General features: G+C 71.1%; 17 protein-coding genes. 3 read left to right on the top strand and 14 right to left on the bottom strand.

Features of this window, described 5'->3' with window-relative positions:
- Positions 1-71: 71 nt before the first annotated feature.
- Positions 72-497, bottom strand: a complete 426-nt coding sequence (locus ACIF83_RS02640; RefSeq protein ID WP_399722938.1) for a hypothetical protein — start codon at positions 495-497, stop codon at positions 72-74.
- A 121-nt stretch (positions 498-618) separates the two neighbouring features.
- Entirely contained in the window at positions 619-1,725 is a 1,107-nt protein-coding gene (gene proB / locus ACIF83_RS02635) for a glutamate 5-kinase (RefSeq protein ID WP_393466930.1), read from the bottom strand.
- Between the two features lie 212 nt (positions 1,726-1,937).
- On the opposite strand from proB, the gene ACIF83_RS02630 reads away from it, so the two are divergent.
- Positions 1,938-3,356 carry a polysaccharide pyruvyl transferase family protein gene (locus tag ACIF83_RS02630; protein WP_393465085.1) on the top strand — a complete coding sequence of 473 codons (1,419 nt, stop codon included), beginning with the start codon at positions 1,938-1,940 and terminating at the stop codon, positions 3,354-3,356.
- Between the two features lie 16 nt (positions 3,357-3,372).
- Here the strand turns inward: ACIF83_RS02630 and ACIF83_RS02625 are convergent, their stop codons facing one another.
- From ACIF83_RS02625 to ACIF83_RS02575, 11 genes are all read right to left on the bottom strand, one after another.
- Complete coding sequence (locus ACIF83_RS02625; RefSeq protein ID WP_393465083.1) at positions 3,373-4,578, bottom strand: glycosyltransferase family 2 protein; 1,206 nt, start codon at positions 4,576-4,578, stop codon at positions 3,373-3,375.
- 306 nt (positions 4,579-4,884) lie between these two features.
- Positions 4,885-6,978 carry a hypothetical protein gene (locus tag ACIF83_RS02620; RefSeq protein ID WP_399723153.1) on the bottom strand — a complete coding sequence of 698 codons (2,094 nt, stop codon included), beginning with the start codon at positions 6,976-6,978 and terminating at the stop codon, positions 4,885-4,887.
- Positions 6,979-7,165: 187 nt separating this feature from the next.
- Positions 7,166-8,662 carry a D-ribitol-5-phosphate cytidylyltransferase gene (locus tag ACIF83_RS02615; RefSeq protein WP_398137444.1) on the bottom strand — a complete coding sequence of 499 codons (1,497 nt, stop codon included), beginning with the start codon at positions 8,660-8,662 and terminating at the stop codon, positions 7,166-7,168.
- A gap of 209 nt (positions 8,663-8,871) precedes the next feature.
- Positions 8,872-10,032, bottom strand: a complete 1,161-nt coding sequence (locus ACIF83_RS02610) for a hypothetical protein (protein WP_399722935.1) — start codon at positions 10,030-10,032, stop codon at positions 8,872-8,874.
- Between the two features lie 39 nt (positions 10,033-10,071).
- Positions 10,072-11,625: an alkaline phosphatase D family protein gene (locus tag ACIF83_RS02605; protein ID WP_399722933.1), complete on the bottom strand. Its 1,554-nt coding sequence runs from the start codon at positions 11,623-11,625 to the stop codon at positions 10,072-10,074.
- Between the two features lie 323 nt (positions 11,626-11,948).
- Positions 11,949-13,397 carry a GTPase ObgE gene (gene obgE, locus ACIF83_RS02600; protein ID WP_393465072.1) on the bottom strand — a complete coding sequence of 483 codons (1,449 nt, stop codon included), beginning with the start codon at positions 13,395-13,397 and terminating at the stop codon, positions 11,949-11,951.
- A gap of 110 nt (positions 13,398-13,507) precedes the next feature.
- Positions 13,508-13,762, bottom strand: coding sequence for a 50S ribosomal protein L27 (rpmA, locus tag ACIF83_RS02595; protein WP_094221167.1), 255 nt, complete (start codon positions 13,760-13,762; stop codon positions 13,508-13,510).
- A 14-nt stretch (positions 13,763-13,776) separates the two neighbouring features.
- Complete coding sequence (gene rplU, locus ACIF83_RS02590) at positions 13,777-14,097, bottom strand: 50S ribosomal protein L21 (RefSeq protein WP_009188585.1); 321 nt, start codon at positions 14,095-14,097, stop codon at positions 13,777-13,779.
- Positions 14,098-14,337: 240 nt separating this feature from the next.
- Positions 14,338-18,561, bottom strand: coding sequence for an Rne/Rng family ribonuclease (locus ACIF83_RS02585; RefSeq protein ID WP_399722930.1), 4,224 nt, complete (start codon positions 18,559-18,561; stop codon positions 14,338-14,340).
- 262 nt (positions 18,562-18,823) lie between these two features.
- Positions 18,824-19,645, bottom strand: a complete 822-nt coding sequence (locus ACIF83_RS02580) for a TIGR03936 family radical SAM-associated protein (RefSeq protein ID WP_393465065.1) — start codon at positions 19,643-19,645, stop codon at positions 18,824-18,826.
- 46 nt (positions 19,646-19,691) lie between these two features.
- Positions 19,692-20,783, bottom strand: coding sequence for a hypothetical protein (locus ACIF83_RS02575; RefSeq protein WP_399722928.1), 1,092 nt, complete (start codon positions 20,781-20,783; stop codon positions 19,692-19,694).
- Between the two features lie 171 nt (positions 20,784-20,954).
- On the opposite strand from ACIF83_RS02575, the gene ACIF83_RS02570 reads away from it, so the two are divergent.
- Positions 20,955-22,169, top strand: a complete 1,215-nt coding sequence (locus tag ACIF83_RS02570; protein ID WP_399722926.1) for an alpha/beta hydrolase family protein — start codon at positions 20,955-20,957, stop codon at positions 22,167-22,169.
- 119 nt (positions 22,170-22,288) lie between these two features.
- On the top strand, positions 22,289-22,642 hold the full coding sequence (locus tag ACIF83_RS02565) for a DUF805 domain-containing protein (RefSeq protein WP_399722924.1): 354 nt from the start codon (positions 22,289-22,291) through the stop codon (positions 22,640-22,642).
- Positions 22,643-22,722: 80 nt separating this feature from the next.
- On the opposite strand, the gene ACIF83_RS02560 is transcribed toward ACIF83_RS02565, so the two are convergent.
- Positions 22,723-24,765 (bottom strand): restriction endonuclease, encoded by a 2,043-nt coding sequence (locus ACIF83_RS02560; protein ID WP_399722922.1) that lies wholly within the window; start codon positions 24,763-24,765, stop codon positions 22,723-22,725.
- Positions 24,766-24,921 lie beyond the last annotated feature (156 nt).

Genomic DNA, 24,921 nt, shown 5'->3' with positions numbered 1-24,921 from the left:
CGAACGGGGCCGTTCATCGCTCGTTCCACACCCCGAGACGGGATCAAGCGTGCGGAAACGCCGATACAGGGTCAGAAGGGATGAATCCCTACCGGGGTCGCGGGCGGCGGGCCGTAGCCCTCGGCGATGCGCTGGTGGTAGGTCTCCCGGTCGATGACCTCCAGGCCGACGATCTCCCAGGCGGGGAGTCCGGAGGTCTGGCGGTGCTCGCCCCACAGGCGCAGGGCCACGGCGGCGGCGTCGTGCAGGTCGCGGGCCTCTTCCCAGTAGCGGATCTCCGCGTGGTCGTTCGCGTATCTGCTGGTCAGCAGGAAGGGGTGGTCATGGGCCAGCTGTTCCAGGGCGCGCCGCAGATCCTTGAGGGGGACCTCCTGCCCGGAGACGCTGAGGGTGACGTGCCACAGGCGGGGCAGGTCCCTGGGCTCCTCGTAGGTGTCCCCGGCCGCGACGCTCGTCAGAGCACCACGCGACGCCGCCCCAGGGCGCACTCGTCTCACGACAGCCTCCTTCACGCAGCGCTCGGGAACGTGTTCCTGAGACAAAGTTGAGCAGGCCCTACGGCTCCGCGGGGCGGTTTTACGGAACGTCCCCCACCGGGGGCCGTCGTTACGCCCCGTTTTACGGGTGCAGGAGCACCAGGTCGTCCCTGTGTACGACCTCGCGTTCGTACGCCGGGCCCAGCTCGCGCGCCAGCTCCCGGGTCGAACGCCCGATCAGCTGGGGGATCTCCTTGGCGTCGAAGTTGACGAGCCCGCGGGCCACCGCGCGGCCGGTGCCGTCGCGCAGCTCGACGGGATCGCCGGCGCTGAACTCGCCCTCCACGGCGGCGATTCCGGCGGGCAGCAGCGACTTGCGCCGCTCCACGACCGCGCGGACGGCGCCGTCGTCCAGGGTGAGGGAGCCCTGCGGGGTGGAGGCGTGCTGGAGCCACAGCAGCCGGTCGGCGGAGCGCCTGCCGGTGGGGTGGAAGTAGGTCCCGGTGTCACCGCCGCTCAGCGCCTCCGCGGCATGGACGGCGCTGGTGAGCACCACCGGGATGCCCGCGGCGGCGGCGATCCGGGCGGCCTCGACCTTGGTGACCATGCCGCCGGTGCCGATGCCGGCCTTGCCCGCGCTGCCGATCTCGATCCCCTCGAGATCGGCGGGCCCCCGCACCTCCGCTATCCGCGACGTGCCCGGCTTGCTGGGGTCACCGTCGTAGACGCCGTCGATGTCGGAGAGGAGCACCAGCAGGTCGGCGTGGACGAGGTGGGCGACGAGGGCGGCGAGGCGGTCGTTGTCGCCGAAGCGGATCTCGTCGGTGGCGACGGTGTCGTTCTCGTTGACGATGGGGAAGGCGCCCATGGCCAGCAGCTTGTCCAGGGTGCGGGAGGCGTTGCGGTGGTGGGCACGGCGGCTCATGTCGTCGCTGGTGAGCAGGACCTGCCCGACGCGCACGCCGTAGCGGGCGAAGGAGGCGGTGTAGCGGGCGACGAGCAGCCCCTGGCCGACGCTGGCGGCGGCCTGCTGACGGGCCAGGTCCTTGGGGCGGCGGCGCAGGCCCAGCGGAGCGAGGCCCGCCGCGATGGCACCCGAGGAGACCAGCACGATCTCCTTCTCTCCCCCGCTGCGGATCTTGGCGAGGACGTCGACCAGTGCGTCGACGCGGTCGGCGTCCAGGCCGCCCGCGGCGGTGGTCAGCGACGAGGAGCCCACCTTGACGACGATCCTGCGGGCCTCACCCACGGCCTGCCTTGCCCTTGCCACCTTGCCTGCTGTCCCCTCGCCCGGTTCCGGCTGCCTGTGCGGCAATCTACGCGAAGGGGGCCGTGCGCTGCGCACCGGTCCAGCCTCCGGACAGGCGCGGCGTAACCGTTTGCTCACTGCTTGCATACGGTAAAAAGGTTGTACTGGTTGCCTATAGAAATTAAATCTCTGACAAACATAATTTGACCTCCGTGTCACCTAACGTTCGCCATTCGAAGCGCATACTCCTCCGCTCGGGCAAGAGCCCCTACGACGTCTTCACCGTGGAGGAGGCTCTCCACCAGGACGTCATCGCCACCAACGCGGGCAACCTGATCTTCCAGGACGCGGCGCACAAGATCCTCGAGGTCCCGGGAACCGAGGTCGTCTCGAACGGCGGACGGACCGAGGTGGCCGCGGCCGCGCGCATCAACGCGGAGTACGACGCCTTCGTCGTGCCGCTCGCCAACGCCTTCCGACCGTCCTTCGAGACCGCGCTGAAGCGCCTGACCCGGCTCATCACCCGCCTGCGGATCCCGGTCGTGGTGCTCGGCGTCGGCGCGCAGACCGGGGTGAGTTACGACCCGGCGCGGCTGAAGAGCATCGAGCCGACGGTGCGCGAGTTCTGCGCCGCGGTGCTGGAGCGCAGCGCCTCGATCGGGGTGCGGGGCGAGTTCACCGAGCAGTACCTGCGGGACATGGGCTTCAGGGACGTGGAGGTCATCGGCTGCCCGTCGCTGTTCCTGTACGGCAGCGAACTCGACGTACGCAAGCGGGTGCCCGGACTCACCGCCGAGTCGCGAATCGCGGTCAACGGTTCGCACAGCGCGGTGAAGAAGCAGGGCCTCGGCCCGGTCATCACCCGCGCCCACGACCGGTACCCGAACCTGCGCTTCATCGGCCAGAACCTCAGCGACGCGCGGCAGTTGCACTGGCGGGACCTCAGCGACCCGAACGCCGTGGTGACCGCGATGCCGACGCACCCGGACCACCCGATGTACCGGGAGGACAAGGTGCGGGTCTACGTCGACCCGGTCACCTGGATCGACGAGCTGCGCCCCTTCGACTTCTCCTTCGGCTCGCGCATCCACGGCAACATCGCGGCGCTGCTCGCGGGGACGCCCGCGACCGTGCTGTGCGGCGACTCGCGCACGCTGGAGCTGTGCCGGTACTTCGAGATCCCGCACCAGCGGCTGGACAAGGTCGTCAAGGACCCGGAGGCGGCCGACCCGGCGCGGCTGTACGAGCAGGCCGACTTCGGCGGGCTGGTCGGCAACCACCGGGAGCGCTTCGAGCGGTTCGTCGGCTTCCTGGACAGGAACGGGCTGCAGAACACCTTCACCCACGGCGACGGCGGTGCGGCCTTCGAGAAGAAGATGGACTCGCTGTCGTTCCCGCCGGGTGTGCGCCCCTGGAACGACACCGACCTCGCCTCGCTCAGCAGCCGGTTCGGCTGGCTGCACACCCGGGTCAGCGAACTGACGCAGGACAACACCCAGTTGCGCCGGGAACTGGCGCGGGCGAGGAAGACCAAGGACGGCGTGCCCGCGCCCACCGCATCCGTCTACCGACGCGCCCGCCGCGTGGTGGGCCGACCGTTGCGCCGGGCGCTGCAGTCCGGCAGGCAGTGACGGCCGGCGGGGGCCCTCAGGCCGCCGCCGCTCCGAATCCTCCGCTCGGCAGCATCCGCCGGATCTTCCTGAGCGCCCGGCGCAGGAAGGAGTTGGCGGCGGCCTCCCGGTAGCCCTCGAAGGCCCGGGCCTCGCGGGGTTCGGCGAGGTAGACCTGGTCGGGGATGCCGGCCTCCTTGGACCGGAAGTGCGGGTAGACGAGGTAGACGCGGGTGCCGCGCTTCTCCAGGATCGCGGCGGCCTGCTTCTTCGCCTTGACGAACTTCACGACGTCCAGGAGCAGTTCGGGCCGCTGCAGGGCCACGAGGTGCAGCCGCAGCCGCTCGTGCACCTTGAGCCGACGGGCCACCTCGGGCGTCCAGTAGGCGTCCATCAGCGGCTTGGCCAGCTCGAACTTGTGCCGGCGGACGTCCTCGCCGTCCGTCAGGAACTTGGGCCCGAACTGCGGCAGCAGGGTGATGAGGAACGGCCGGATCATCAGGGTGTCGCGCTTGGCGCCCGGCGGGACCATGTCGGCGATCAGCTTCATCAGGGCGCGCGCGGAGTCGAAGCGGAGCGTGTAACTGCCCGTCTTCGTGACGTGCTTGCCGTCCTCACGGCCGACCAGGTAGTAGCAGGGGTAGTCGGCGACCACCGAGACGCCGTCGGCCCGCAGATAGGCCTCCATGGTGAACAGCGCGTCCTCGCCGGTCCACAGGGACTCGTCGAAGCGCATGCCGTGCTTCTCCAGCAGCGCCCGGCGGAACAGCTTCTGCGCGCTGAGCGTGAACTTGATGTTGGACGAGAAGACGTCGGTCCGGTCGAGGGTCTTGCCCCACATGGACTTCGGCGGGATGCGGTTGATGCCCTCGACCTTGCCGAGCACCACGTCGGTGCCGTTCTTGTCGGCCATGGCGACCATGCGCTCCAGGGCCTCGGGCCCGAGCCGGTCGTCGGCGTCCAGGAAGAAGACGTAGCGTCCGGCCGCCTTGCCGAGGCCGACGTTGCGCGGTCCGCTGGGGCCGCCGGAGTTGTCCTGGCGGATGACGGTGACCTGCATGGGGGCGCGGTCGGCGAACTCCTCCAGGCACTCCCCGGTGCCGTCCGTCGAGCCGTCGTCGACCGCGATGACCTCCATACGCGCCGGGTCGATGGTCTGCGCCTCGACGGATGCCAGGCACTCGACCAGGTACGGCATCGCCTCGTACGCCCCGATGATCACGGTGACATCAGGCTGCGTCACGACGGTCACGTTTCCCCCTTGCTGCTTCCCGCTGGTCAACGGACCATTTCCCCCGTATTGCCTCATTCGCAACCTGATAGACGGGCACCCGTGGGAAGCGGTTGCCTCACTGCGGGTAATCAGTGGTGCACGTCACACCGGAGCCGCGCTCACAGGAAACGGACAGACACGGAGTACGGCGGGCGGTACGAAACAGTACGCAGCCGGAGTAAGAGCGGTTCAGCAGCGGTTAAGAGCCGCGCAAGACCGCCGGACACGGCAACGGCCCCCGAGGGGTGCTCCTCGGGGGCCGCGCAGCGGGGGGGGTCAGCCCGCGCTCACACCGTCCGTCTCACCGGCGGACGCCCCGCGCTGACCCGGTACCGCGTTGGTCAGCTCGGCGGTGTCGGCGTTCCCGGCGACCGGCCGGGACTCCTGGCCGACGTTGCGGGCCTCGGCCTTGAGGGCCAGGTCGGCGACCGCGGTGTTGAACTGGTCGATGGACTTCGGCTCGTCGGGGCCCAGCAGGTACCGCTTCAGCTCGCTCCGGTCCTCGGCCAGCGGGTCGGTGGAGGGGTCGCGCACGGCCTCCAGCAGGCCGCCCAGCTCGGCCGCGCTGTTGGAGAGGATCGTCGCCGCGCGCACGGCCGTGTTCTGCCGCTTGAACTCCTCCACGCCCAGCTCGGCGGAGTCCGTCACCGCGTACGGCTTGCCGCTCGCGATGAAGTCGGAGACCACGGAGGAGATGTCGGAGACCATCGCGTCCGAGACGTTGAAGCAGTCGTAAAGGCGAGGCTCGGCACCCGTGATGACACGGTGCTCGTAGGAGGGGAAGGAGCGCCAGTAGACGTCGTTCCACTCGGTGCGCAGCCGGGCGATCTCCTCGTGCTGCTGGACGTCGACGACCCCGTCGCGGGTGGCCTCGGCCTCGTCGCCCTTCTCACCGCCCTTGCCGGTCAGTTCGGCGATCCGGGCCTCGATCCGGACCAGGTCCGCCTTCGCCTCGGCCTGGGCGTCCGCGTCGGCGCTGAAGCGCGGATCGACGGCACGCTCAGCAGCCGCCTTCTCCACCAGGGCCGTGATGCGCTGGTGCGCGGCGCCGGCTTCCTTGCTGACGGTGCCGGTGAAGGGGTGCGGCTTGTACAGGACGCGGACCGGCGGGTCGGCCTGCACCAGCTTGTTCACGATGTTCTCGCCGGCGAGCACGATCGAGGTGTTGCCGGGGTTGCCGTCCCAGCCCTCCCAGGTGGGGGCGTAGAGAACGGTCGGGCAGCGTCCGTCGGCGGTTGTGCCGGGCACGCCCTGCCAGGTCTGGATGGGCGCCAGCTGCGGGCGGCCGACCTCGACGATGTCGTCGTCGCGGACACCGACGTCGGCGATGGCGTAGCGGTCGCGGCCGGCCCGGCCGGCGGTCCAGACCTCGTCGTACACCTTGCTGTACGGGTTGACGCTGGCCAGCTTGTCGCTGTCGCCGTGGCCGATGAAGACGTGCTTCATGGTGGGCACGCGCAGCAGGTGGATGTTCTTGCCGACGTTGGCCGCGTACAGGGCGACGCGCACGGTCGTCAGGTCCAGGTTCATCAGGTGCACCCCTCCGGGCACGCAGATGACGGGGACCGTGGTGGGCGCCAGGTTGTTCAGGATGGCCCGCTCGCGCAGGATGATCAGCGGCCGGGTCTCCAGCCGCTCCATCGTCTCCAGCCACATGTTGACCTGGTACGCGGAGTCCTTGGAGCCGGAGAAGTACAGGACCGTCTCCGGCTTGTAGCCGGCCAGCCACTCGTCGACCGCGGCGAGGACGACGTCGGCCTTCGGCGGGATCTTCCGGCCGCGCACGTACGGCACCAGCACCAGGACGTACAGGCAGCCGAGGCCCACGGTGAGGCCGATGCCGACGAAGCCGGCGACGGCCGAGTCCACGATCGCCGAGACCACGATGCCGACGACGGCGAAGAGGTCGAGGTGGAGCATCTTCTCCGCGGAGCGGTGCAGCAGGCGGCGCGGCGGGGCGTCCGGGATACGGATGCGGGACTTCAGGTCCACGTTGCGGGTGGCGACCGGCATCCGGCGACGGTTGCGGATGAGGGTGACCAGCGCGCCGTGCGGGGCCTGGAGGCCGTAGAAGGCGATGAAGCAGGCGACCGCGCCGTAGAAGATCAGTTCGTCCGCGTGCGAGAGCCGGGCCAGCAGCAGGATCAGCAGCAGCTGCCGGATCAGGAACCGGATCGACAGACCGGCCCGGACCTTGCTGAGGCGGTTGATCAGGTAGCTGCCCTTGCGGTGCAGATAGTGGTCCGCCAGGTACGTCACGGCGGCAACGGCCGCGAAGGCGTAGACGCTCGGGACGAGCGCGGCCAGCATGAGCGCCGGGAAGCCCAGCATCACGAGGGCCGCCGCGGCCAGCTCGGCCACGCTGCCCACCCGGGCGACGCGAATAGCGGTGGATATCACAGAGAAACCTGCTCTGGGAGGGAGAGTGCCGGTTTTGTTCGGTATTGCCGGAGGTGGCGGTGCTTTCGCGAGGTGTACGGATTCAGGCCTCTGCGAATGCCCGGCGAATGGGCGGCCGCAGAGGCCTGAATTCATAAAAGCTATTTAGCCGCAATTATTACATGCCGTCCTGGCGGTCCAGGACGGAGGCCAGCGCCTGCTCGAACCCGGAGGCCTTGGCGGCGTCCGCCGTCGGGTCCTGCTGACGGACGTCGATGACGTGACCGGTCAGCTCCGACAGCAGCACGTCCAGGGAGGTGCCAGCCACGGCCTCGGAGGAGAGCAGCGAACCCGCCGGCTCCTGGCCGAAGGCCTTGGTGCGCATCGGGGTGGCGGTGCGCTCCGGGTTGATGCAGTTCACGCGGATGCCGTCGCCGGCCCACTCGTCGGACAGCGCCTGGGTGAGGTTCACCATGGCGGCCTTGGTCGAGGAGTAGAGGCTGTACTCGGCGCGGCCGCGGGTGTAGCTGCTGGAGGTGTAGAGCAGCAGCTGGCCCTTGGTCTCGGCCAGGTACTTGTACGACGAACGGGCGATCTGCACCGGGGCCAGGTAGTTGACCTTCAGCGCCTCCTCGATGGTGGCGTTGTCGGTCTCGGCGAGCTTGCCGATGCGCAGCACTCCCGCGGTGTTGACGACGTAGTCGATCCGGCCGGTCTCCGCGTACGCCTTGGACAGCGCGTCGTCGACCTCCTCCGGGTTCTCCACGTGGGTGCCGGTGGTGGAGCGGCCCAGCGCGTAGACGTTCGCGCCGTAGGACTCGGCGAGTTCGGCGATGTCCTTGCCGATGCCGTAGGAGCCGCCGAAGATCACGACGGTCTTGCCGGTGAGGAGTTCGCGGTAGGCCTCCTCGCCGTTCTGCTCGGGGGCGGCAGTGGAGGCGAGCTGGAACAGCTTGTCGGCGATGAAGACGTCGACCGGCTGCGTCACCTTCATGTTGTACTCGTCGCCCGCGACGACGTGGATCGGCACGTCCGGCAGGTACTTGAGGACGACGGAGCAGTCGTCCGTGGCCTGGAAGTTGGGGTCACCGGCGGCGACCTCGTAGGCCCGCTTGATCGTGGACAGCTTGAAGGCCTGCGGCGTCTGGCCGCGGCGCAGCCGGGAGCGGTCCGGGATCTCGGTGATGAACTCGCCGTCCTCACCATGGGTGCGCGTGACGATGATGGTGTCCGCGGACGGGATGGCGACGTCGACGGCCTGGAAGCGCTCCAGCGCGCTCACGCAGTCGTCGATGACGCGCTGCGAGAGCAGGGGGCGAACGGCGTCGTGGAAGAGGACGTTGAGGTCCTCGCCCTCGGCCAGGCCCTCGCCGAGGGCCTCGATGGCGCGCTCGGTGGTCTCGTTGCGGGTCGAGCCGCCTTCGATGATCTTCTTGACCTTCTGGAACCCGGCCTTGGCGACGATCTTCTCGATGTCCGGCACATAGCCCGGCGCCATCAGCACGATGACGTCGTCGATCGACTCGGCGTTCTCGAAGGTGGTCAGGGTGTGCTCGATGACTGCCTTGCCGGCGATCTTCAGCAGCTGCTTGGGGATCGACAGACCCACCCGCTGACCGGTGCCACCGGCCAGGATCACTGCGGTGGTTCGGGGCTTGGCTATGTGCTGGGACACAGGCTGACCTACCTTGCGGCGACAGGGAACCGTGAAATGGTCCCACTTCGGGTAACCGCAGTGCAAGGTGAGTGACGTCCCATGCATATGTGCGCGCAACCTGTCATTCACCTTGCACTCCTGGTGATTGGGGGAGGTTGCCCTGAACCCCCATGAAATTGCTGTGAGTAAGTCCACAGGTTTTCGTTCAGGTTCCGTTCAGGTGCCGTTCAGCGTCGCCCGAGCCGCTTCAGACAGCGCTGACCGAGCACCCTGACCAGCTCCTTCGACGACGTCTCGTGCACGGTCCGGGCAGGGGTCGCAGCGAGGGGTGCCGAGGCGGCAGCGGCGAGCGCGCCGTACAGGGCCCGGGCCGCCGCTTCCAGGGAGATCCGCGGCTCCGGCGCGGCCGGCAAAGGCTGTTGGGGCACCGCCGAGAGCAGGGCGGGGTCGCCGATGATGCGTACGCCGAGCGCACCGATCGTTTCGGCCATCTCCGCGCCGATCTCACCGGCCGCCTCGGCCGCCCAGCCGGGAGTCGAGATCTTCACGTCCCGGGGCGTGGGGCTGCACGAGTTCTTCATATGCAGCACCGCACCGTTGCGAACAAGCCGGGAATACAGCTCGGCGGGGAGTCCATTGCCACGGAATTCCACATTGAGATTCCGCAGCATCTCGGTCTCGGCCAAGGTAAGAGAGCGGTTAGCGGTGTCCGCGGTCGGCTGAAGAAGATTTACCGGCAACCCGAGCAGTGTCTCGAAAGTGCGCATCAAACCGTCGCGGTCGCGGTCGTCCACCACGACGACGGTGACATGTTCCGGTCCGACGACCCGGGCCCAGCGCTCCACGAGCCGGTCGTGCCGGTGCCGCTGCCAGAAGCTGGGGTTCGGCTTCTCGTACGGCGGCTTGCGGAGCATGTGCTCCAGCCAGTCCTCGTAGCCCATACGCAGCCCGTTCTGCACGTACTGCTGCCACTGCGAGGGCATGATCCTCGCCAGCGGACGCAGCGTGACCAGGACGTGCACCCTCCCCTGCATGCCCCCGAGCTGCTGGACGATCCGGTTGATCGTCCCGTCGTCGGGGGCGTCGGCGAAGAACTCGCTGCTGATCACCGAGGTCCTCGCCCCGGTGGCCCGCACCTGCTCCAGCAGCCGGGTCCAGTGCCGGTCCGTCGGCACGGTGTCGCCCATCATCGCCGGCCGGGCACAGGCGGCGAGGGCGGCCTCCATGGGGTGGCGGCTGTGCGCCGGGAAGGCGACGCCGTACTCCGGCAGCCTCTCCTTCGCGGCGAACAGCGCCCCCTGGACGGCCGTGGTCCCGGTCTTGTGCGGGCCGATGTGCAGCAGGCGGGTCCCGGCGGGCAGGGTCTCTTTCGTGCAGTCCGTCTCCATGGTCAACGGACGGTAAGAGACTTACCTGGGTCTCACCTGTCAGGCCAGGCGCACGCCCGGCTCGTCCGACTCCACCCGCAGCCGCGCCAGCGTGCTCGCCGTGGCCTGCGGCCCGACCACCGTGTCGACGACCCGGACCTGGGCGTCGATGCCGTCGCGGCGGATGTCGAAGAGGTGGTAGCCGCGGTGGGCGTCGATCACCTTCCAGTGCGGGTTGTCCGCCATCAGCGGGTCCCACTGGGCGTGGAAGGCGGCCTGGTCCTGGTCGCCGTTGCTGGAGACGGAGGTGCCGACGAACTCCGCGCCGACCACGTCGGAGTCCGGGTCGGCGAAGTCCTCCTTGAGGTCGCTGATCATCGTCAGGTGCCGGTCGCCGCTGAGCACGACCGGGTTGCGGATGTCGGCGAACTCCTCCAGCAGGGCGTTGCGCTCGACCTGGTAGCCGTCCCAGGCGTCGTAGTACCAGAGCTTGCCGTCGCCGAGCAGCAGGTCGGTCTCGGCCATCATGATCTGCGAGGCGATCAGGTTCCAGCGGGCCGGGGAGTCGTGCAGCCCGTCCAGCAGCCACTGCTTCTGCTCGGCGCCGAGCATGGTCATCGACGGGCTCTCGGCGCCGTCCTGGGTGGTCGCCTGGTCGGTGCGGAACTGCCGGGTGTCGAGGACGTTGAGCCGGGCGAGGCGGCCGAACTCCAGCCGGCGGTACATCTGGATGTGCGGGCCGTTCGGGATCGCGGTGGCACGGACCGGCATGTGCTCGTAGTACGCCTGGTAGGCCGCGGTCAGCCGGGCCACGAACGCGTCGTGCGACTGCTTGTCGGGATCCTGCGGGATCTCGCCGGCGAAGTCGTTGTCGACCTCGTGGTCGTCGAAGGTGACCACCCAGGGCGCGTTCGCGTGCATCGCGGCGAGGTCGGGGTCGGTGCGGTACTGGGCGTAGCGGTTGCGGTACTGGACCAGGGTGTACGGCTCGTCGCTGCCCTCGTGCCGGCGTACGGCGGTGGCGGAGGGCTTGGACTCGTAGATGTAGTCGCCGACGAAGAGCACGACGTCGGGGTCCTGGGCGAGCATGTCGGCGTACGGGGTGAAGTAGCCGTGCTGCCAGTTCTGGCAGGAGGCGAGCGCGACGCGCAGCGAGCCGCCCCTGCGGTGCGGGTGGGGGGCGGTGCGGGTGCGGCCGGTGGGCGAGACCTGCCCGTCGACACGGAAGCGGTACCAGTACGGGCGGTCCGGGCGCAGCCCCCGTACATCCACGTGAACGCTGTGCCCGTACTCGGGCCGGGCCTCGGCGGTGCCTCTGCGGGCGCTCTTGGCGAACCGCTCGTCCTCGGCGATCTCCCACTCCACGGGGACGACCGCGTCGGGCATGCCGCCGCCGTGGAGGGGGTCGGGGGCGAGCCGGGTCCACAGCACGATGCCGTCGGGCAGCGGGTCGCCGGAGGCCACGCCGAGGGTGAACACCCCGTCGGGCAGCGGGGTTTCGGCTGCCCGGGCCACAGTGGCCGGCAGCCAGAGCTGGGCGGAGGCCGCGGCGCCGAGGACGGCGGCACCGGCGGTCAGAAAGCGGCGTCGGTCGGACGGTAATGCTCCGGTCATTCGCTGACTCCCTTGCCACAGAGGCCTCTTGGGCTCGGACCTTCGGAAGCTCCCACGGTCGGACGTCCCGCCCGCTGAACGAGAGCATTCGCGTGCATGACAAATAGGCAGACAACAGAAGACCCGCCGCGACACAGGAACCACGGATGGAACGTGACCTTGCCGCAACGGGTCTCACTGAATGTCAGGAGATGCCTACGGTAACGGGAGTTAGCGGGCGAATCCCGAGCTGATCCGGCCATTCGCCGCAGGTGTGCCCGGCACCGGGACACCACAGGCGCGGTGCCCGGCGCTCACCTTCTCGGCTCGGGTGGTGCGGCCGACTACTCGAACGGGTCGAACTCGTCGAACTCGCGCTGCGTCTCGTCCCGCTCGGCCTGCTTGTCGCGGCGGCGCTGCGCCGCGGGTCGCGGCTCCTCGAAGCGGTGGTCCTCGCCACGCCGGCCGAGCATCTCCGCGCCCGCCATGACCGTCGGCTCCCAGTCGAAGACGACCGCGTTCTCCTCGGGACCGATGGCGACGCCGTCGCCGGCCCGGGCGCCCGCCTTCATCAACCGCTCCTCGACACCGAGGCGGTTGAGCCGGTCGGCGAGGTAGCCGACGGCCTCGTCGTTGTTGAAGTCGGTCTGGCGGACCCAGCGCTCCGGCTTCTCGCCGCGCACCCGGAACAGCGGCTCCCCGCCGACCTCCTCGCGGACGACCGTGAAGCCCGCGTCGTCCACGGCCTTGGGTCGGATGACGATCCGCGTCGCCTCCTCCTTCGGCTTCGCGGCGCGCGACCTGCCGACCAGGTCACCGAGGGCGAACGACAACTCCCGCAGCCCGATGTGCGCCACCGCGGACACCTCGAAGACGCGGTAGCCGCGCGCCTCCAGGTCGGGACGGACCATCTCGGCGAGGTCCTTGCCGTCCGGCACGTCGATCTTGTTCAGGACGACGATGCGGGGACGGTTGTCGAGGCCGCCGTACTGCCGCAGCTCCTCCTCGATGATGTCGAGGTCGGAGACCGGGTCGCGGTCGGACTCCAGGGTCGCGGTGTCCAGCACGTGCACGAGCACACTGCACCGCTCCACGTGCCGCAGGAACTCCAGGCCGAGGCCCTTGCCCTGGCTGGCTCCCGGGATCAGACCGGGCACGTCGGCGATGGTGTAGACGGTCGCGCCGGCGGTCACCACGCCCAGGTTCGGGACGAGGGTGGTGAACGGGTAGTCCGCGATCTTCGGCTTGGCCGCGCTGAGCACGGAGATCAGCGAGGACTTGCCCGCGCTCGGGTAGCCCACCAGGGCCACGTCGGCGACCGTCTTCAGCTCCAGGACGATGTCCTGCAGGTCACCGGGCACACCCAGCAGCGCGAAGCCGGGCGCCTTGCGCCGGGCGCTCGCCAGCGCCGCGTTGCCGAGGCCGCCCCGGCCGCCCTGCGCCGCGATGTACGAGGTGCCGTGACCGACCAGGTCGGCGAGCACGTTGCCCGCCTTGTCCAGGACGACCGTGCCGTCCGGCACCGGCAGGACCAGGTCCTCGCCGTCCTTGCCGGAGCGGTTGCCGCCCTCGCCGGGCTTGCCGTTGGTGGCCTTGCGGTGCGGGGAGTGGTGGTAGTCCAGGAGCGTGGTGACCGACTGGTCCACGGTCAGGATGACGTCACCGCCACGGCCGCCGTTGCCGCCGTCCGGGCCGCCGAGCGGCTTGAACTTCTCGCGGTGGACGGAGGCACAGCCGTGGCCTCCGTTACCCGCGGCGACATGCAGTTCGACGCGGTCCACGAAGGTGGTCATGGTTCAGTGCCTCCAGATGCGTACGGGAATCTCTACTGCGTAACACGCGAAAGGCGGACCCGCCTTCCCGACCGGGAAGTGAGGTCCGCCTCGCGAAGTGAACGTTCGGGTCAGCCGACCGGAACGATGTTCACGACCTTGCGGCCACGGTGGGTACCGAACTCCACCGCACCGGCCTGCAGCGCGAACAGCGTGTCGTCGCCGCCACGGCCGACACCGGCGCCCGGGTGGAAGTGGGTGCCACGCTGACGGACCAGGATCTCACCAGCGTTCACGACCTGACCGCCGAAGCGCTTCACGCCGAGCCGCTGGGCGTTGGAGTCGCGACCGTTCCGGGTGGACGATGCGCCCTTCTTGTGTGCCATGTCTCCTCAGTCCCTTACTTCGCAGCCGTGGGGATCGACGTGACCTTGATCGCCGTGTACTGCTGGCGGTGGCCCTGCCGACGGCGGTAGCCGGTCTTGTTCTTGTAGCGCAGAATGTCGATCTTCTGGCCCTTGTGGTGGTCCACGACCTCGGCCTGGACCTTGATGCCGGCCAGCACCCACGGGTCGCTGGTCACAGCGTCGCCGTCGACAACGAGCAGGGTCGAGAGCTCGACCGTGTCGCCAACCTTGGCAGTGGAAATCTTGTCAACCTCAACGATGTCGCCGACAGCAACCTTGTGCTGGCGACCACCGCTGCGCACGATGGCGTACACGCGGATCTCTCTTTCGCTCGAAGAAACGGCACCCCCGCAGGCCAGCCGCCCAGTGATGACACGGGCAACCTCTCCCGGCCAACCGTGTGCCCGGGAGGAAGAGGTTTACGGGGATGTGGCGTACTCAGTGGACACGCCGACGGTCAAGGTTACGGGGCCACGGCCGAAGGGGTCAAACCGGGCCGGGCCCCCGCGGTATGCGGCCGGTCACACGTACCGGCCGCACACCGCTCAACGGGTTCAGCCCTCGTCGGTGGCCGCGGAGACCGTGGTGGTCTTCTTCGCCGTCGACTTGGCGGCGGCCGTCTTGGCGGTCTTGGCCGCCTTCTTGGCCGTCGTCTTCTTGGCGGCCGTCTTCTTGGCCACGGTCTTCTTGGTGGCGGCCTTCTTCGCCGTGGCCTTCTTGGCCGCCTTGCGGGCGGTCTTCTTGGCCGGCACGGCCTCCTCGACCGCCTCCTCCGCCGCCTCGGCAGCGGGCGCCTCGGCGGCAGCCCCCTCCGACGCGGCGGCCGGGACGACCACGACGGCCGTCTCCTCGGACGCGGCCGGCGCGGTGGCCTTGCGCACGGCACGGCGCCGCGGGCGGGCCGGGGCGGCACTCTCGGCGGGCGCCTCCTCGACCGGAGCCGGCACCTCGGCCTCGGGCTGCTCCACCGGCGCCTCGGGCGCGGTCTCGGCGACCGTCACCACGGCCGCCTCCGCGCCCGCCGGGGAACCGGCCGGCGCCGACACCTTACGGGTCGCCCGACGACGCGTACGGCCCTTGGGCGCGGCTTCCTCGACAGCGGGCTCCGGGGCCGCCACGGCGACCGGCTCGGCCTGCGCCTCGACCACCGGCTCCGGCTGCGCGGGAAGCGCGGCCTCCTCGGCCGGCGTGACGACCTCGGCGGTCTCCGCGGCCTCGGTGGCCTTCGCGGCCTTCCGGCGTTCGGCCTTCGGCGCACCGGCCGGAGCCGAGGCCCGACGGCTGACGCGGCGACGCGAACGGCCACGGCCGGCCGCCGCCTCCGCCTCGGCGACGCTGCTGTACAGCTCCTCGTCCGGCGCGAAGTCGGGGGCGGGCAGGGCGACCGGCTCGGCCAGCTCCGCGGCGACCTCGACGACGGTCTCCGGCGCCGGCTCGACGGCCTCCCCCGTCTCCACGGCCACCGCGGCGACCTCGTGCTCGGGCAGCTGCCCGTCACCGCCGCGCCCGCGCTTCTTGCGCTTGCCGCCGCCACCGCCGCCGACCGCGGTCGGCTGCTCCATGTGGACGATGACGCCACGGCCGTTGCAGTGGACGCAGGTCTCGGAGAAGGACTCCAAGAGGCCCTGGCCGACCCGCTTGCGGGTCATCTGGACCAGGCCCAGCGAGGTCACCTCGGCGACCTGGTGCTTCGTACGGTCGCGGCCCAGGCACTCCAGCAGGCGGCGCAGCACCAGGTCCCGGTTCGACTCCAGGACCATGTCGATGAAGTCGATGACGATGATGCCGCCGAGGTCGCGCAGCCGCAGCTGGCGCACGATCTCCTCGGCCGCCTCCAGGTTGTTCCTGGTGACCGTCTCCTCGAGGTTGCCGCCCTGGCCGGTGAACTTGCCGGTGTTGACGTCGACGACGACCATCGCCTCGGTCCGGTCGATCACCAGCGAACCGCCGCTGGGCAGCCAGACCTTGCGGTCCAGCGCCTTGGCGAGCTGCTCGTCGATCCGGTAGGTGGCGAAGGCGTCGACCTCGGAGGTCCACTTCGACAGCCGCTCGGCCAGGTCCGGGGCCACGTGGGAGACGTACCCGTGGATCGTCTCCCAGGCCTCGTCACCGCTGACGACGACCTTGGAGAAGTCCTCGTTGAAGATGTCGCGCACGACCCGGACGGTCATGTCCGGCTCGCCGTACAGCAGCGTCGGAGCGTTGCCGCTCTTCGCCTTCTTCTGGATGTCCTCCCACTGCGCCTGCAGCCGCTCGACGTCCCGGCGCAGCTCCTCCTCGCTCGCGCCCTCGGCGGCGGTGCGCACGATGACGCCCGCGTCCTCGGGGACGATCTTCTTGAGGATGGTCTTCAGACGCGCGCGCTCGGTGTCGGGCAGCTTGCGGCTGATGCCGGTCATCGAGCCCTCGGGGACGTACACGAGGTAACGGCCCGGCAGGGAGACCTGGCTGGTCAGACGGGCGCCCTTGTGACCGATCGGGTCCTTCGTCACCTGGACGAGGACCGACTGGCCGGACTTCAGGGCGGACTCGATGCGCCGCGGGCCGTTGGCCATGCCCAGCGCCTCGAAGTTGACCTCACCGGCGTACAGGACGGCGTTGCGGCCCTTGCCGATGTCGATGAAGGCGGCCTCCATCGACGGCAGCACGTTCTGGACCTTGCCCAGGTAGACGTTGCCGACGTACGAGGTCGACTGCTCCTTGTTGACGTAGTGCTCGACCAGCACACCGTCCTCGAGGACGCCGATCTGCGTGCGCTCGCCGTGCTGGCGCACGACCATCACGCGCTCGACGGCCTCGCGGCGGGCCAGGAACTCGGCCTCGGTGATGATCGGAACGCGCCGGCGGCCCTGCTCACGGCCTTCGCGGCGGCGCTGCTTCTTCGCCTCCAGACGGGTCGAGCCCTTGATGGACTGCACCTCGTCGGACGGTTCGGCGGGCTTGCGGGGCTCGCGGACCTTGACGACCGTGCGCTCCGGGTCGCCCTCGCCGGGCTCGGTGTCGGCGGACGTGTCACCGGCGCGACGGCGGCGACGGCGACGGCGACGGCTGCTGGAGGAGCCGGCCTCGTCGTGGGCCTCCTCGGCGTCCTCTTCCTCCTGCTCGGCGGTGTCCTCGGCGTCCTGGGCGGCCTGCTCGGCGGCCAGTTCGTCGGCCTCGGCGTCCGCGCCCTCACCGGCCTCGCCCTCGACGGCGTCACCGCGGCGACGGCGACGGCCGCCCCGACGACGGCGACGGCGCGAGCCGGCCTCCTCGGCACCCTCGCCCTCTTCGGTCTCGTCGCCCTCGGCGAGGTCCTCGGCGGCGGCTTCCTCGGCCTCCTCCGGCTCCTCGTCCTCGGCAGCGGTCTCGACGGCCTGGGTCTCCTCGGCGAAGGCGGCGCCCCGACGGCGACGGCGACGGCGCGAGCCGGCCTCGGCGCGCTCCTCCGCGTACGCCCCGGTCTCCGCGGTCTCCGTGGTTTCCGCGGTCTCCTCCGGCCCGGCGGCCTCGGCAGCGGCCTCGGCAGCGGCCCGCTCGGGGGTCTGGAACTTCGGCTCGGCGAACACCGGCGCCTGGAACACGGCCACGGCGGGCCGGGCCGGGCGACGCGGTGCCTCTGCCTCGGCCTCGGCGGCCGGGGACTGCCCGGGCGCGGAGAACCCGCTCGCGGCCTGCCGCACGACCCGGCGGCGACGGCGCGGCGCACCCTCGGCGGGGGTCTCGGCGGTGGCCTGGACGGCGACGGGCTCGGCGATCTCGGTGGCCTCGGCGGCGGCCTGCTCGGCGGCCACAGGGGCCTCCTCGGTCACAGGAGCACCGACGGGCGCCGAGACCTGGCGGGTGGCGCGGCGGCGGGTACGGCGCGGCGCGGCCTCTTCAGCGACCTCGGCGGCCGCAGGGGCCTCGACGGTCTCGGCAGCCACGGGCTCTTCCACGGCCTCGGCGGCAGCGGCCGGCACGACGGTCTCGGTGGCCTCGGCGGCAGCCGGGGCGCCGGCAGGCGCGGACGCCCGGCGGGTGGCACGACGACGCGTACGAGCGGCCGGCACGGCCTCCGCCTCGACCTCGACGGCGGGCGCGGCCTCAGCCGCGGGAACTTCCACGGCGGGGGCGGCTTCGGCGACCGGCGCCTCGGCGGCGGGCGCGGCCTCGGGCGCCTCGGTGGCCTGCGGCGCACCGGCGGGGGCCGAGGCGCGGCGGGTGGCACGACGACGCGGACGGGCGGCGGGCGCGGCCTCCGCCTCGACGGCGGGCGCGGTCTCGGCCGCCGTCTTCTCCTCGGCCTTCACCTCGGTCTTCTCCTCGGCCTCGGCCGCGGCTGTAACTCCGGCCGGCGCGGAGGCGCGGCGGGTGGCACGGCGGCGGGTACGGGGGGCGGGCGCGGCCTCTTCGGCGGTCTCGACTGCCTCGGCGGTCTCGACGGCCTCAGCCGGCTCAGCGGTCTCGGCGGCAGCGGTCGTAACAGCCGTAGCAGCCGGAACGGCCGTCTCGACGGTCTCGGCAGCCGCGGGCGCCCCGGCGGGCGCGGACGAACGCCGCGTGGCGCGGCGGCGGGTACGAGCGGCGGGCGCGGGCTCCTCGACGGCGGCGGGCGCCTCGACGGCCTCGGCCTGCTCCTCGGCGATCTCGTCGGCCTCCGCTGCCGGTATGGCCGGCGCGGCGACCTCGGTGGGTGCCTCGGCCGCGGCGGGCGGACCCGCCGGGCGAGAGGCGGCACGGCGACGCCTGCGCGGCGGCAGGGTGTCGCTCGGAGTGTTCGGTTCGGAGCCCTCGTGGGGCTCGGTCGGTTCGAGCATGCGGGCGTTTCTCCCGTCAGGCTCCCGGGCGCCGCGCCTGGTCCGGTGTCGGTCTCCAAGGACCGTCCGCCGTTGACGTCCGCGGCCCGCGCGATGCGCGGTGGCCGCCGTCCGGGGCGCGGGCGCCGCACGGGAGCACTCTGTGTCCTGTCTCGCCGGTTCCGTACGCCTTGTCGGTACGGCCTGGCGAAAGTCTTCTGGTCGGTGCGCTGCCCGACCCAGGTGGCTCCCGAGTACGAGGGCGGCGCTACGACGTCCGTCCTTACGCGGAACCTTCCGGCGTCGGCGCCGTCGCGGCGGCAACCGGTTGGGCCGTCAGGGCCTCGGCTGCCTCGCGGTCGGGCGCGAGCGGGTCGGTCACCGTGCCGGTCTCTTCATCGAGCAGCCCCTGCGCCAGCCTGGTCACCGCTGCGGGGACCGGCGGCGCCAGGTCGGCCACGGCGCGGAGACCGGACAGGACGTCGTCGGGTCGTACGGCAGGCGTCACGTGCCGAACAACCAGCCGCAGTATCGCACAGGGCTGGTCGCTGGGCCCAGCAAGGTGCGCGGCGTCGGCCGCTCCAGCGGAGCCGATGCTCGCAGCGGGCTGCGAGCTGTGCGTTTCCAGGTGCACGACCGCAGGGCGGGCGTCGAAGGTACGGACGCCGTTCTTGGTCATGCGCTGCACCTCGACGGTGTCGGCCTTGGTGAAGGCCTCGACCGCGCGCTGTGCGTCGACCGGGTCGACTCCGTCCAGCCGCAACTCCCAGACGGAGGCCGTGAGCCGGTCGGCGAGACCCGAGGTCCGCGCCTCGACCGCGTCGACGATGTCGAGCCCGGTGGGCAGCGACTCGTCGAGCAGGTCGCGCAGGGTCTCGGGGTCGCGCGACTCGGTCAGCGCGATCTCCAGGTACTCCGCCTCACTGCCCGTGCCGGTGGGTGCGGCATTGGCGTAGGACACCTTCGGGTGCGGCGTGAACCCCGCCGAGTACGCCATGGGCACCTCGGCGCGGCGCAGCGCACGCTCGAAGGCGCGCTGGAAGTCACGGTGGCTGGTGAACCGGAGGCGGCCGCGCTTGGTGTAGCGCAGTCGGATGCGCTGCACCGCGGGTGCGGGCGGCGGGCCTTCGGGCTGTCGCTTGCCCAGTGTCCTAGTCCTTCGTGAGAGCGGTCGTACTGCTACCAAGAGTACGTGTCCCGGGTCCCGTGGGTTCCCGCCGGTCGACCGCGACCGGCTGCCGGGGCTCGCCGAAGAGCATCCGCCTCAGGTCCGCGCGGGCCTGCCGCACGGTGTCGCGGGCGGCGGTCAGCGTCTGCCGCGCGGTCCGCCCCACCACGCGCGCGGCCTCGGCGACGGGCCGCAGCACGAAGTCCCGTACGACGTGCCCGACGGGGGTCAGGACCGTGCGGTACACCCAGCGCACCGGCTCCACGAAGATCCACCGGAAGAGGGTCGCGAGCGCCCTGCCGACCGCGCGCGAGATCCGCCCCGCGACCCGCCAGGCGTGCCCGAGGGCCTCGCCCACCTCGCGCGCGACGACCGCGAGGAACCGCCCGACCGGAGCGAGGACCCAGCGCCACAGGGCGAGGGCGGGCAGGACGACCAGGATGCGGGTGGTCCAGTACAGGACCGTACCGATCGCGGTGATCACGGCGCCGGCGACCCACGCCACCGCTCGCCCGACCGGGGCGAGCACCCACTCGTACAGCCACCGCGCGGGGACGACGAGCAGGTACCGCACCAGCCAGGCCACGGCGGCGAACACGCCCGCCCCGGCGGCGGCGAGCAGGAAGCCCACGCCCTTCAGCAACCAGAGGACACCACGGCCGACCGGCGCGAGCACGCGCGCGTAGAGCCACTCCAGGCCGGCCCCGATCCCCCGCGCGACCCAGGCGACGGCGCGCCCGACCGGGGTCAGCACGTAGGTGTACAGCCACCGCAGCGGTACGACGACGAGGACGTGCCCGAGCCGTCCGAGCGTCTTCCCGACGGGCACGAGGACGTAGCGCCACAGCGCCACCCACGGCCACACGAAGACCGCCCGGCCGATCCACAACAGCGCGCGCCCCACCGGCCGCAGCACGGTGTCGGTGAGGAACCGGCCGCAGACGACCAGCGCGTCCCACGCCATGCGCACGGGCAGCACCAGCACGAGCACGACGATGCGCACGGGAATGCGGATCGCGACAGCGAGGCATCCCTCGGGGTACTGCGGCTCGGGCGGGGGCTTCTGGAGATCCATACCGGGATAGACGCCTGAGCAGCCCCTACGGATGCAGTCGTCTGTTGGTCCGATCCACGGATAAACCGGCGAGTTCCGACGTGCCGCACGCCCGGTCCGGGCACACAAGGGTCAACCTCGCACTCGGTTCGGGACGCCTCCCGGAACGAATGAACGGTGCCGGGAGCAGCCATGACCTACCGCTTCAGCGAGAACGACCAATTCAACTACGAGATCCTGCTCGCCCTGGGCGCGGCCTGGCGGCAGGGCGCCGACGTGGGCGAGGTGCTGGCGACGGCTTCCGCCGTGGCGGACGGTGACGGCGAGGCCTGGTTCACCGCCTGGGTCGAACTGGCCCGCGGAGTCCGGGAACAGGCCGGCCGCAGCGCTGCCGCGGGGCGGACGGTGAGCGCCCGGGACGCCCAGCTGCGCGCCGCCGGCTACTTCGGCACCGCCCTCGTGGGCGTCGACGCGGTCGCCGAGCCCGAGAAACGGCTGGCCGAGGTGTTCCCGGAGCACCGCGCCTGCCTGGACCGCTTCCTGCGCGCCCTGGATCCACCTGCCGAGCCGGTCGCCGTCCCGTACGAGAACACGCCCCTACCCGGGTACCTCGTCAGCCCGCCCGGCGCCTCCGGCCCCCTCCCCACGCTGATCGCCAACAACGGCAGCGACGGCCCGCTCAGCGCCGCCTGGACGCTGCTCGGCGCGCCGGCCGTGGCCCGCGGATACCGCGTCCTGCTCTTCGACGGCCCGGGCCAGCAGTCGATGTTCTTCGAACGGAGTGTGCCCTTCCGACCCGACTGGGAGCACGTCATCACCCCGGTGGTGGACTTCCTCCTTTCCCGTCCCGACGTCGACCCCGACCGGATCGTCCTGGCCGGCATCAGCCAGGCCGGCTACTGGGTCCCGCGCGCGCTCGCCTTCGAACACCGGATCGCGGCCGCGGTCGCCGACCCGGGGGTGACCCGCGTGGTGGACAGCTGGTGGCACAACCTCGGCCGCGATCTGCGCTACCTGTGGGAGTCCGGTGACCGTGCCGCCTTCGACCGCGTCGTCGAGGACGCCCTCGCCCAGGACGGGGCACTCGCGGCGACTTGGCGCTGGCGGGCCAAGCCGTACGGCATCGACTCACCGTTCGACCTCATCACCGAGGTCTCGCGGTACGACGTCACGCCGTTCGTCGACCGGATCACCACCCCGCTGCTGATCACCGACCCGGACGGCGAGCACTTCTGGCCAGGCGCTTCAAGGGAGTTGCACGACGCCCTGCCCGGCCCGAAGCACCTGGTCCGCTTCACCGAGGCGGAGGGGGCGCACCTGCACTGCGAGCCGTTGGGCCGCGCTCTGTTCGAACAGCGCGTCTTCGACTGGCTGGACGCCCGTCTCGCCGCTGCCGCCCGGGCCTGATCACCGAACGGCAGCAGCCGGGTAACACATTGACTCGCGCACGCCAAAAACATGGTTTCCGGTCACCCTGACTGATTCGATGGGGGAGCAATCACGCGAATCCCAGGGGGGACGAGACAATGCACTGGTATGTGGACGTACTCAAGAAGTACGCGGTGTTCAGCGGCCGCGCGCGGCGGCAGGAATACTGGATGTTCTTCCTGTTCAACCTGATCATCAGCATCGTGCTGACGGTCGTCGACCGCGCCATCGGCTCGAACGTCATCAGCCTCATCTACACCCTCGCCGTCCTGCTCCCCGGCCTCGGTGTCACGATCCGCCGCCTGCACGACACGGGCCGCTCCGGCTGGTGGATCTTCATCTCCCTCATCCCGCTGGTGGGCACGATCATCCTGATCGTCTTCCTCGCCACCGAGGGCAAGGCGGAGCAGAACCAGTACGGCCCCAACCCGAAGTACGCGCCGGCCCACTGAGCTGACGTCGGTGAAAAGGCCCGCCGGGGTTCTCCGGCGGGCCTTTTCCGTTGCGGCGGGCCGCTCACGTCCTGCTCGGCCTACTCGACGTCGATGCCGTGATCGCGCACGAGCTGTGCCAGACCGCCCGTGTATCCCCGGCCGCCGAGGACGAAGTCCCAGTCGCCGCCGGTCCGGCGCCGGAAGGAGCCGAGCACCAGGGCGGTTTCTTGGGGCCGTCCGTCCGAGACGTCGAGCCGGCCCAGCTCCGTCATCGAGGAGTCCAGCAACCGGATACCGGCGCCGGTGAACCCGGACAGGTCCGCGTGCGGGTCGGCCTCCGGATCGACCGCGGCCACCAGCACCAGACGGTCCGCGCGATCCGGCAGCGCGTCGAACGCCACCCTCAGGGCGGCCCGGTCGGGCGCAGCGGCCGCCACCACGCGCACCGAACCGTCGGGGGTGGCCGGGTTGTTGAAGAACACGAAGTGATCGTCGCTCAGCACCCGGGTGCCCGCGCAGACCAGCGCACAGACGTCCAGCGCCACGTCACCGGACCAGGACATCCCCAGCACGCTGTAGTCCTCACGGGCCGCCGGCTCAGGCCTCGGAGCGGGCCGGCCCCGCTCCCCCAGGCGGCCGCGCAGCCCGTGCCGGTGGAGCAGGTCGACGAGTTCGGTGCCGGAGATCAGCTCAAGGGGCTTGCCCTGGGCGAAGGTGCGCGAGCCGGGTCCGAAGCCCGACGTCGTGACCAGCACGCCCTTGTTCGCTCCGACGTCCTGCACCGTCCCGTACAGATCGCGCACCGCCGTGGGCGGCACCGTGTTGCGGTAGCGCTTCACCTGTACGACGATCTTGCCGCCGCGGATCGGCGTCGGATCCACCGCGTCGACGTCCACCCCGCCGTCGTTCGAGCGTTCCGTGGTCACCGCCTCCATGCCCATGGCCCGGAACAGGTCGGCGACCAGGACTTCGAAGGCGATCGGGTCCATGTCGTACAGATCCGGTTCCTCACCGCCCCCACCGGCGGCCGGACGGTCCCGGACGTCCTGGGGCCGGCGGCTCGGCCGGACCGCGGCGAGCTGGTCCGGCCGGGCCGAGAGCTGCCCCCGCAGCGCCTCGGTGAGGCAGCTGACCGGATCCACCTGCGCCAGGTGGAGACCGGTGAAGGTGCCTCGCGGGGCCATGACCGTGGCCAGGCAGATGAGCGCCTGCCGTCCCGTGGCCGGATCGTGGTCGTCCACGACCCCGTTCAGCGCGACGGACTCCAGCGCCCCGAACTCGTCCGCCGCGAACAGTTGGTGGACCACGAGCAGCAGGCACTGCGCCAGTACTTCCCGGTACAGCGCACGGCGCTGTCCGACGGGACGCGGGGTCTCCTTGTCCTGGTCCAGCGTGGGCATGTAGCGCACGGACTTCGCCTCGGGAACGACGCCGTGGCCGGGCAGCTCCCAGTCCAGCACCAGCTGCCGGGCCGCAGGGTCGTACGCGGCGGAGACCTGCCGTGGGAACCCCTCGGGCCAGGTCGTGGAGGCGTACAGGACGGCCGAGAAGTACTCGACCACCGCCTCGGGATCACCGCGCCCGACGCCCTCGGTCAGCTCCGCCACACCGGCGTTGTACCGTCGCACCTCCGACAGCTGGACGTCGCTCCGCTGCTCGTACTCGTGCCGGCAGGCGGCGAGTTGCTGCTGCCGCTGCGCCTCGGCGGCCTGGGCTGCATGCCAGTCGCGCTCGAACCGGGCCCGGGCCTCGGCCTGCGCCTGCGCGCGCCGGTTCGTGGTCCAGCCACCCTGCGGCTGGTACTGCGCCGGATCCGGCATGCGCACCGGCCGGCCGAGGGGCCCCGGGTCGAACGCCTGGACCTCCTCGGTGCGCAGCAGCGCCCCCGCCCGGAAGGCCGGGGCGCGGCACCCGGCGGCCAACAGCCCCTGCAGGGCAGCCACCTGGGCGTCCAGCTCGGCCGTGCGCCGCCCCGCCTCGGCCTGCCGGTACTCACGGTGATTCTGCGCGAGTTGCCGTTGGTAGGCCCGCGCCTGCCGCTCCTGCTCTCTGCGCTGCCGGGCCTCGGCCTCTCTCTGGCGCTGCTGCTGCCGCTGTACTTCGGCCCAGACCCCCACCAAACCAGCAGAGCGACGACTCATCCGCTGTATGCCCTCCCCAGGACGTCGGCCAAGCCGACCGAACTCCGGTCACCCCCGCAACCGGTCGCAACCGGACGACTTTATCCGGCATGTGCCGCCCCGCACATGCGACGTGCAAAATGCCTCCGCCGGCCGCCACGTGACACCATCACGCTT

The sequence above is a fragment of the Streptomyces sp. NPDC085866 genome, from assembly GCF_044541035.1.
Classification (GTDB): domain Bacteria; phylum Actinomycetota; class Actinomycetes; order Streptomycetales; family Streptomycetaceae; genus Streptomyces.
This window is presented reverse-complemented; position numbering and strand designations above follow the sequence as displayed.

Coding starts and splice junctions, on each gene's coding strand:
- ACIF83_RS02610 (WP_399722935.1), bottom strand. CDS start 10,032: ATGGAGACGGACTGCACGAAAGAGACCCTGCCCGCCGGGACCCGCCTG.
- ACIF83_RS02605 (WP_399722933.1), bottom strand. CDS start 11,625: ATGACCGGAGCATTACCGTCCGACCGACGCCGCTTTCTGACCGCCGGT.
- obgE (WP_393465072.1), bottom strand. CDS start 13,397: ATGACCACCTTCGTGGACCGCGTCGAACTGCATGTCGCCGCGGGTAAC.
- rpmA (WP_094221167.1), bottom strand. CDS start 13,762: ATGGCACACAAGAAGGGCGCATCGTCCACCCGGAACGGTCGCGACTCC.
- ACIF83_RS02585 (WP_399722930.1), bottom strand. CDS start 18,561: ATGCTCGAACCGACCGAGCCCCACGAGGGCTCCGAACCGAACACTCCG.
- ACIF83_RS02575 (WP_399722928.1), bottom strand. CDS start 20,783: ATGGATCTCCAGAAGCCCCCGCCCGAGCCGCAGTACCCCGAGGGATGC.
- ACIF83_RS02570 (WP_399722926.1), top strand. CDS start 20,955: ATGACCTACCGCTTCAGCGAGAACGACCAATTCAACTACGAGATCCTG.
- ACIF83_RS02565 (WP_399722924.1), top strand. CDS start 22,289: ATGCACTGGTATGTGGACGTACTCAAGAAGTACGCGGTGTTCAGCGGC.
- ACIF83_RS02560 (WP_399722922.1), bottom strand. CDS start 24,765: ATGAGTCGTCGCTCTGCTGGTTTGGTGGGGGTCTGGGCCGAAGTACAG.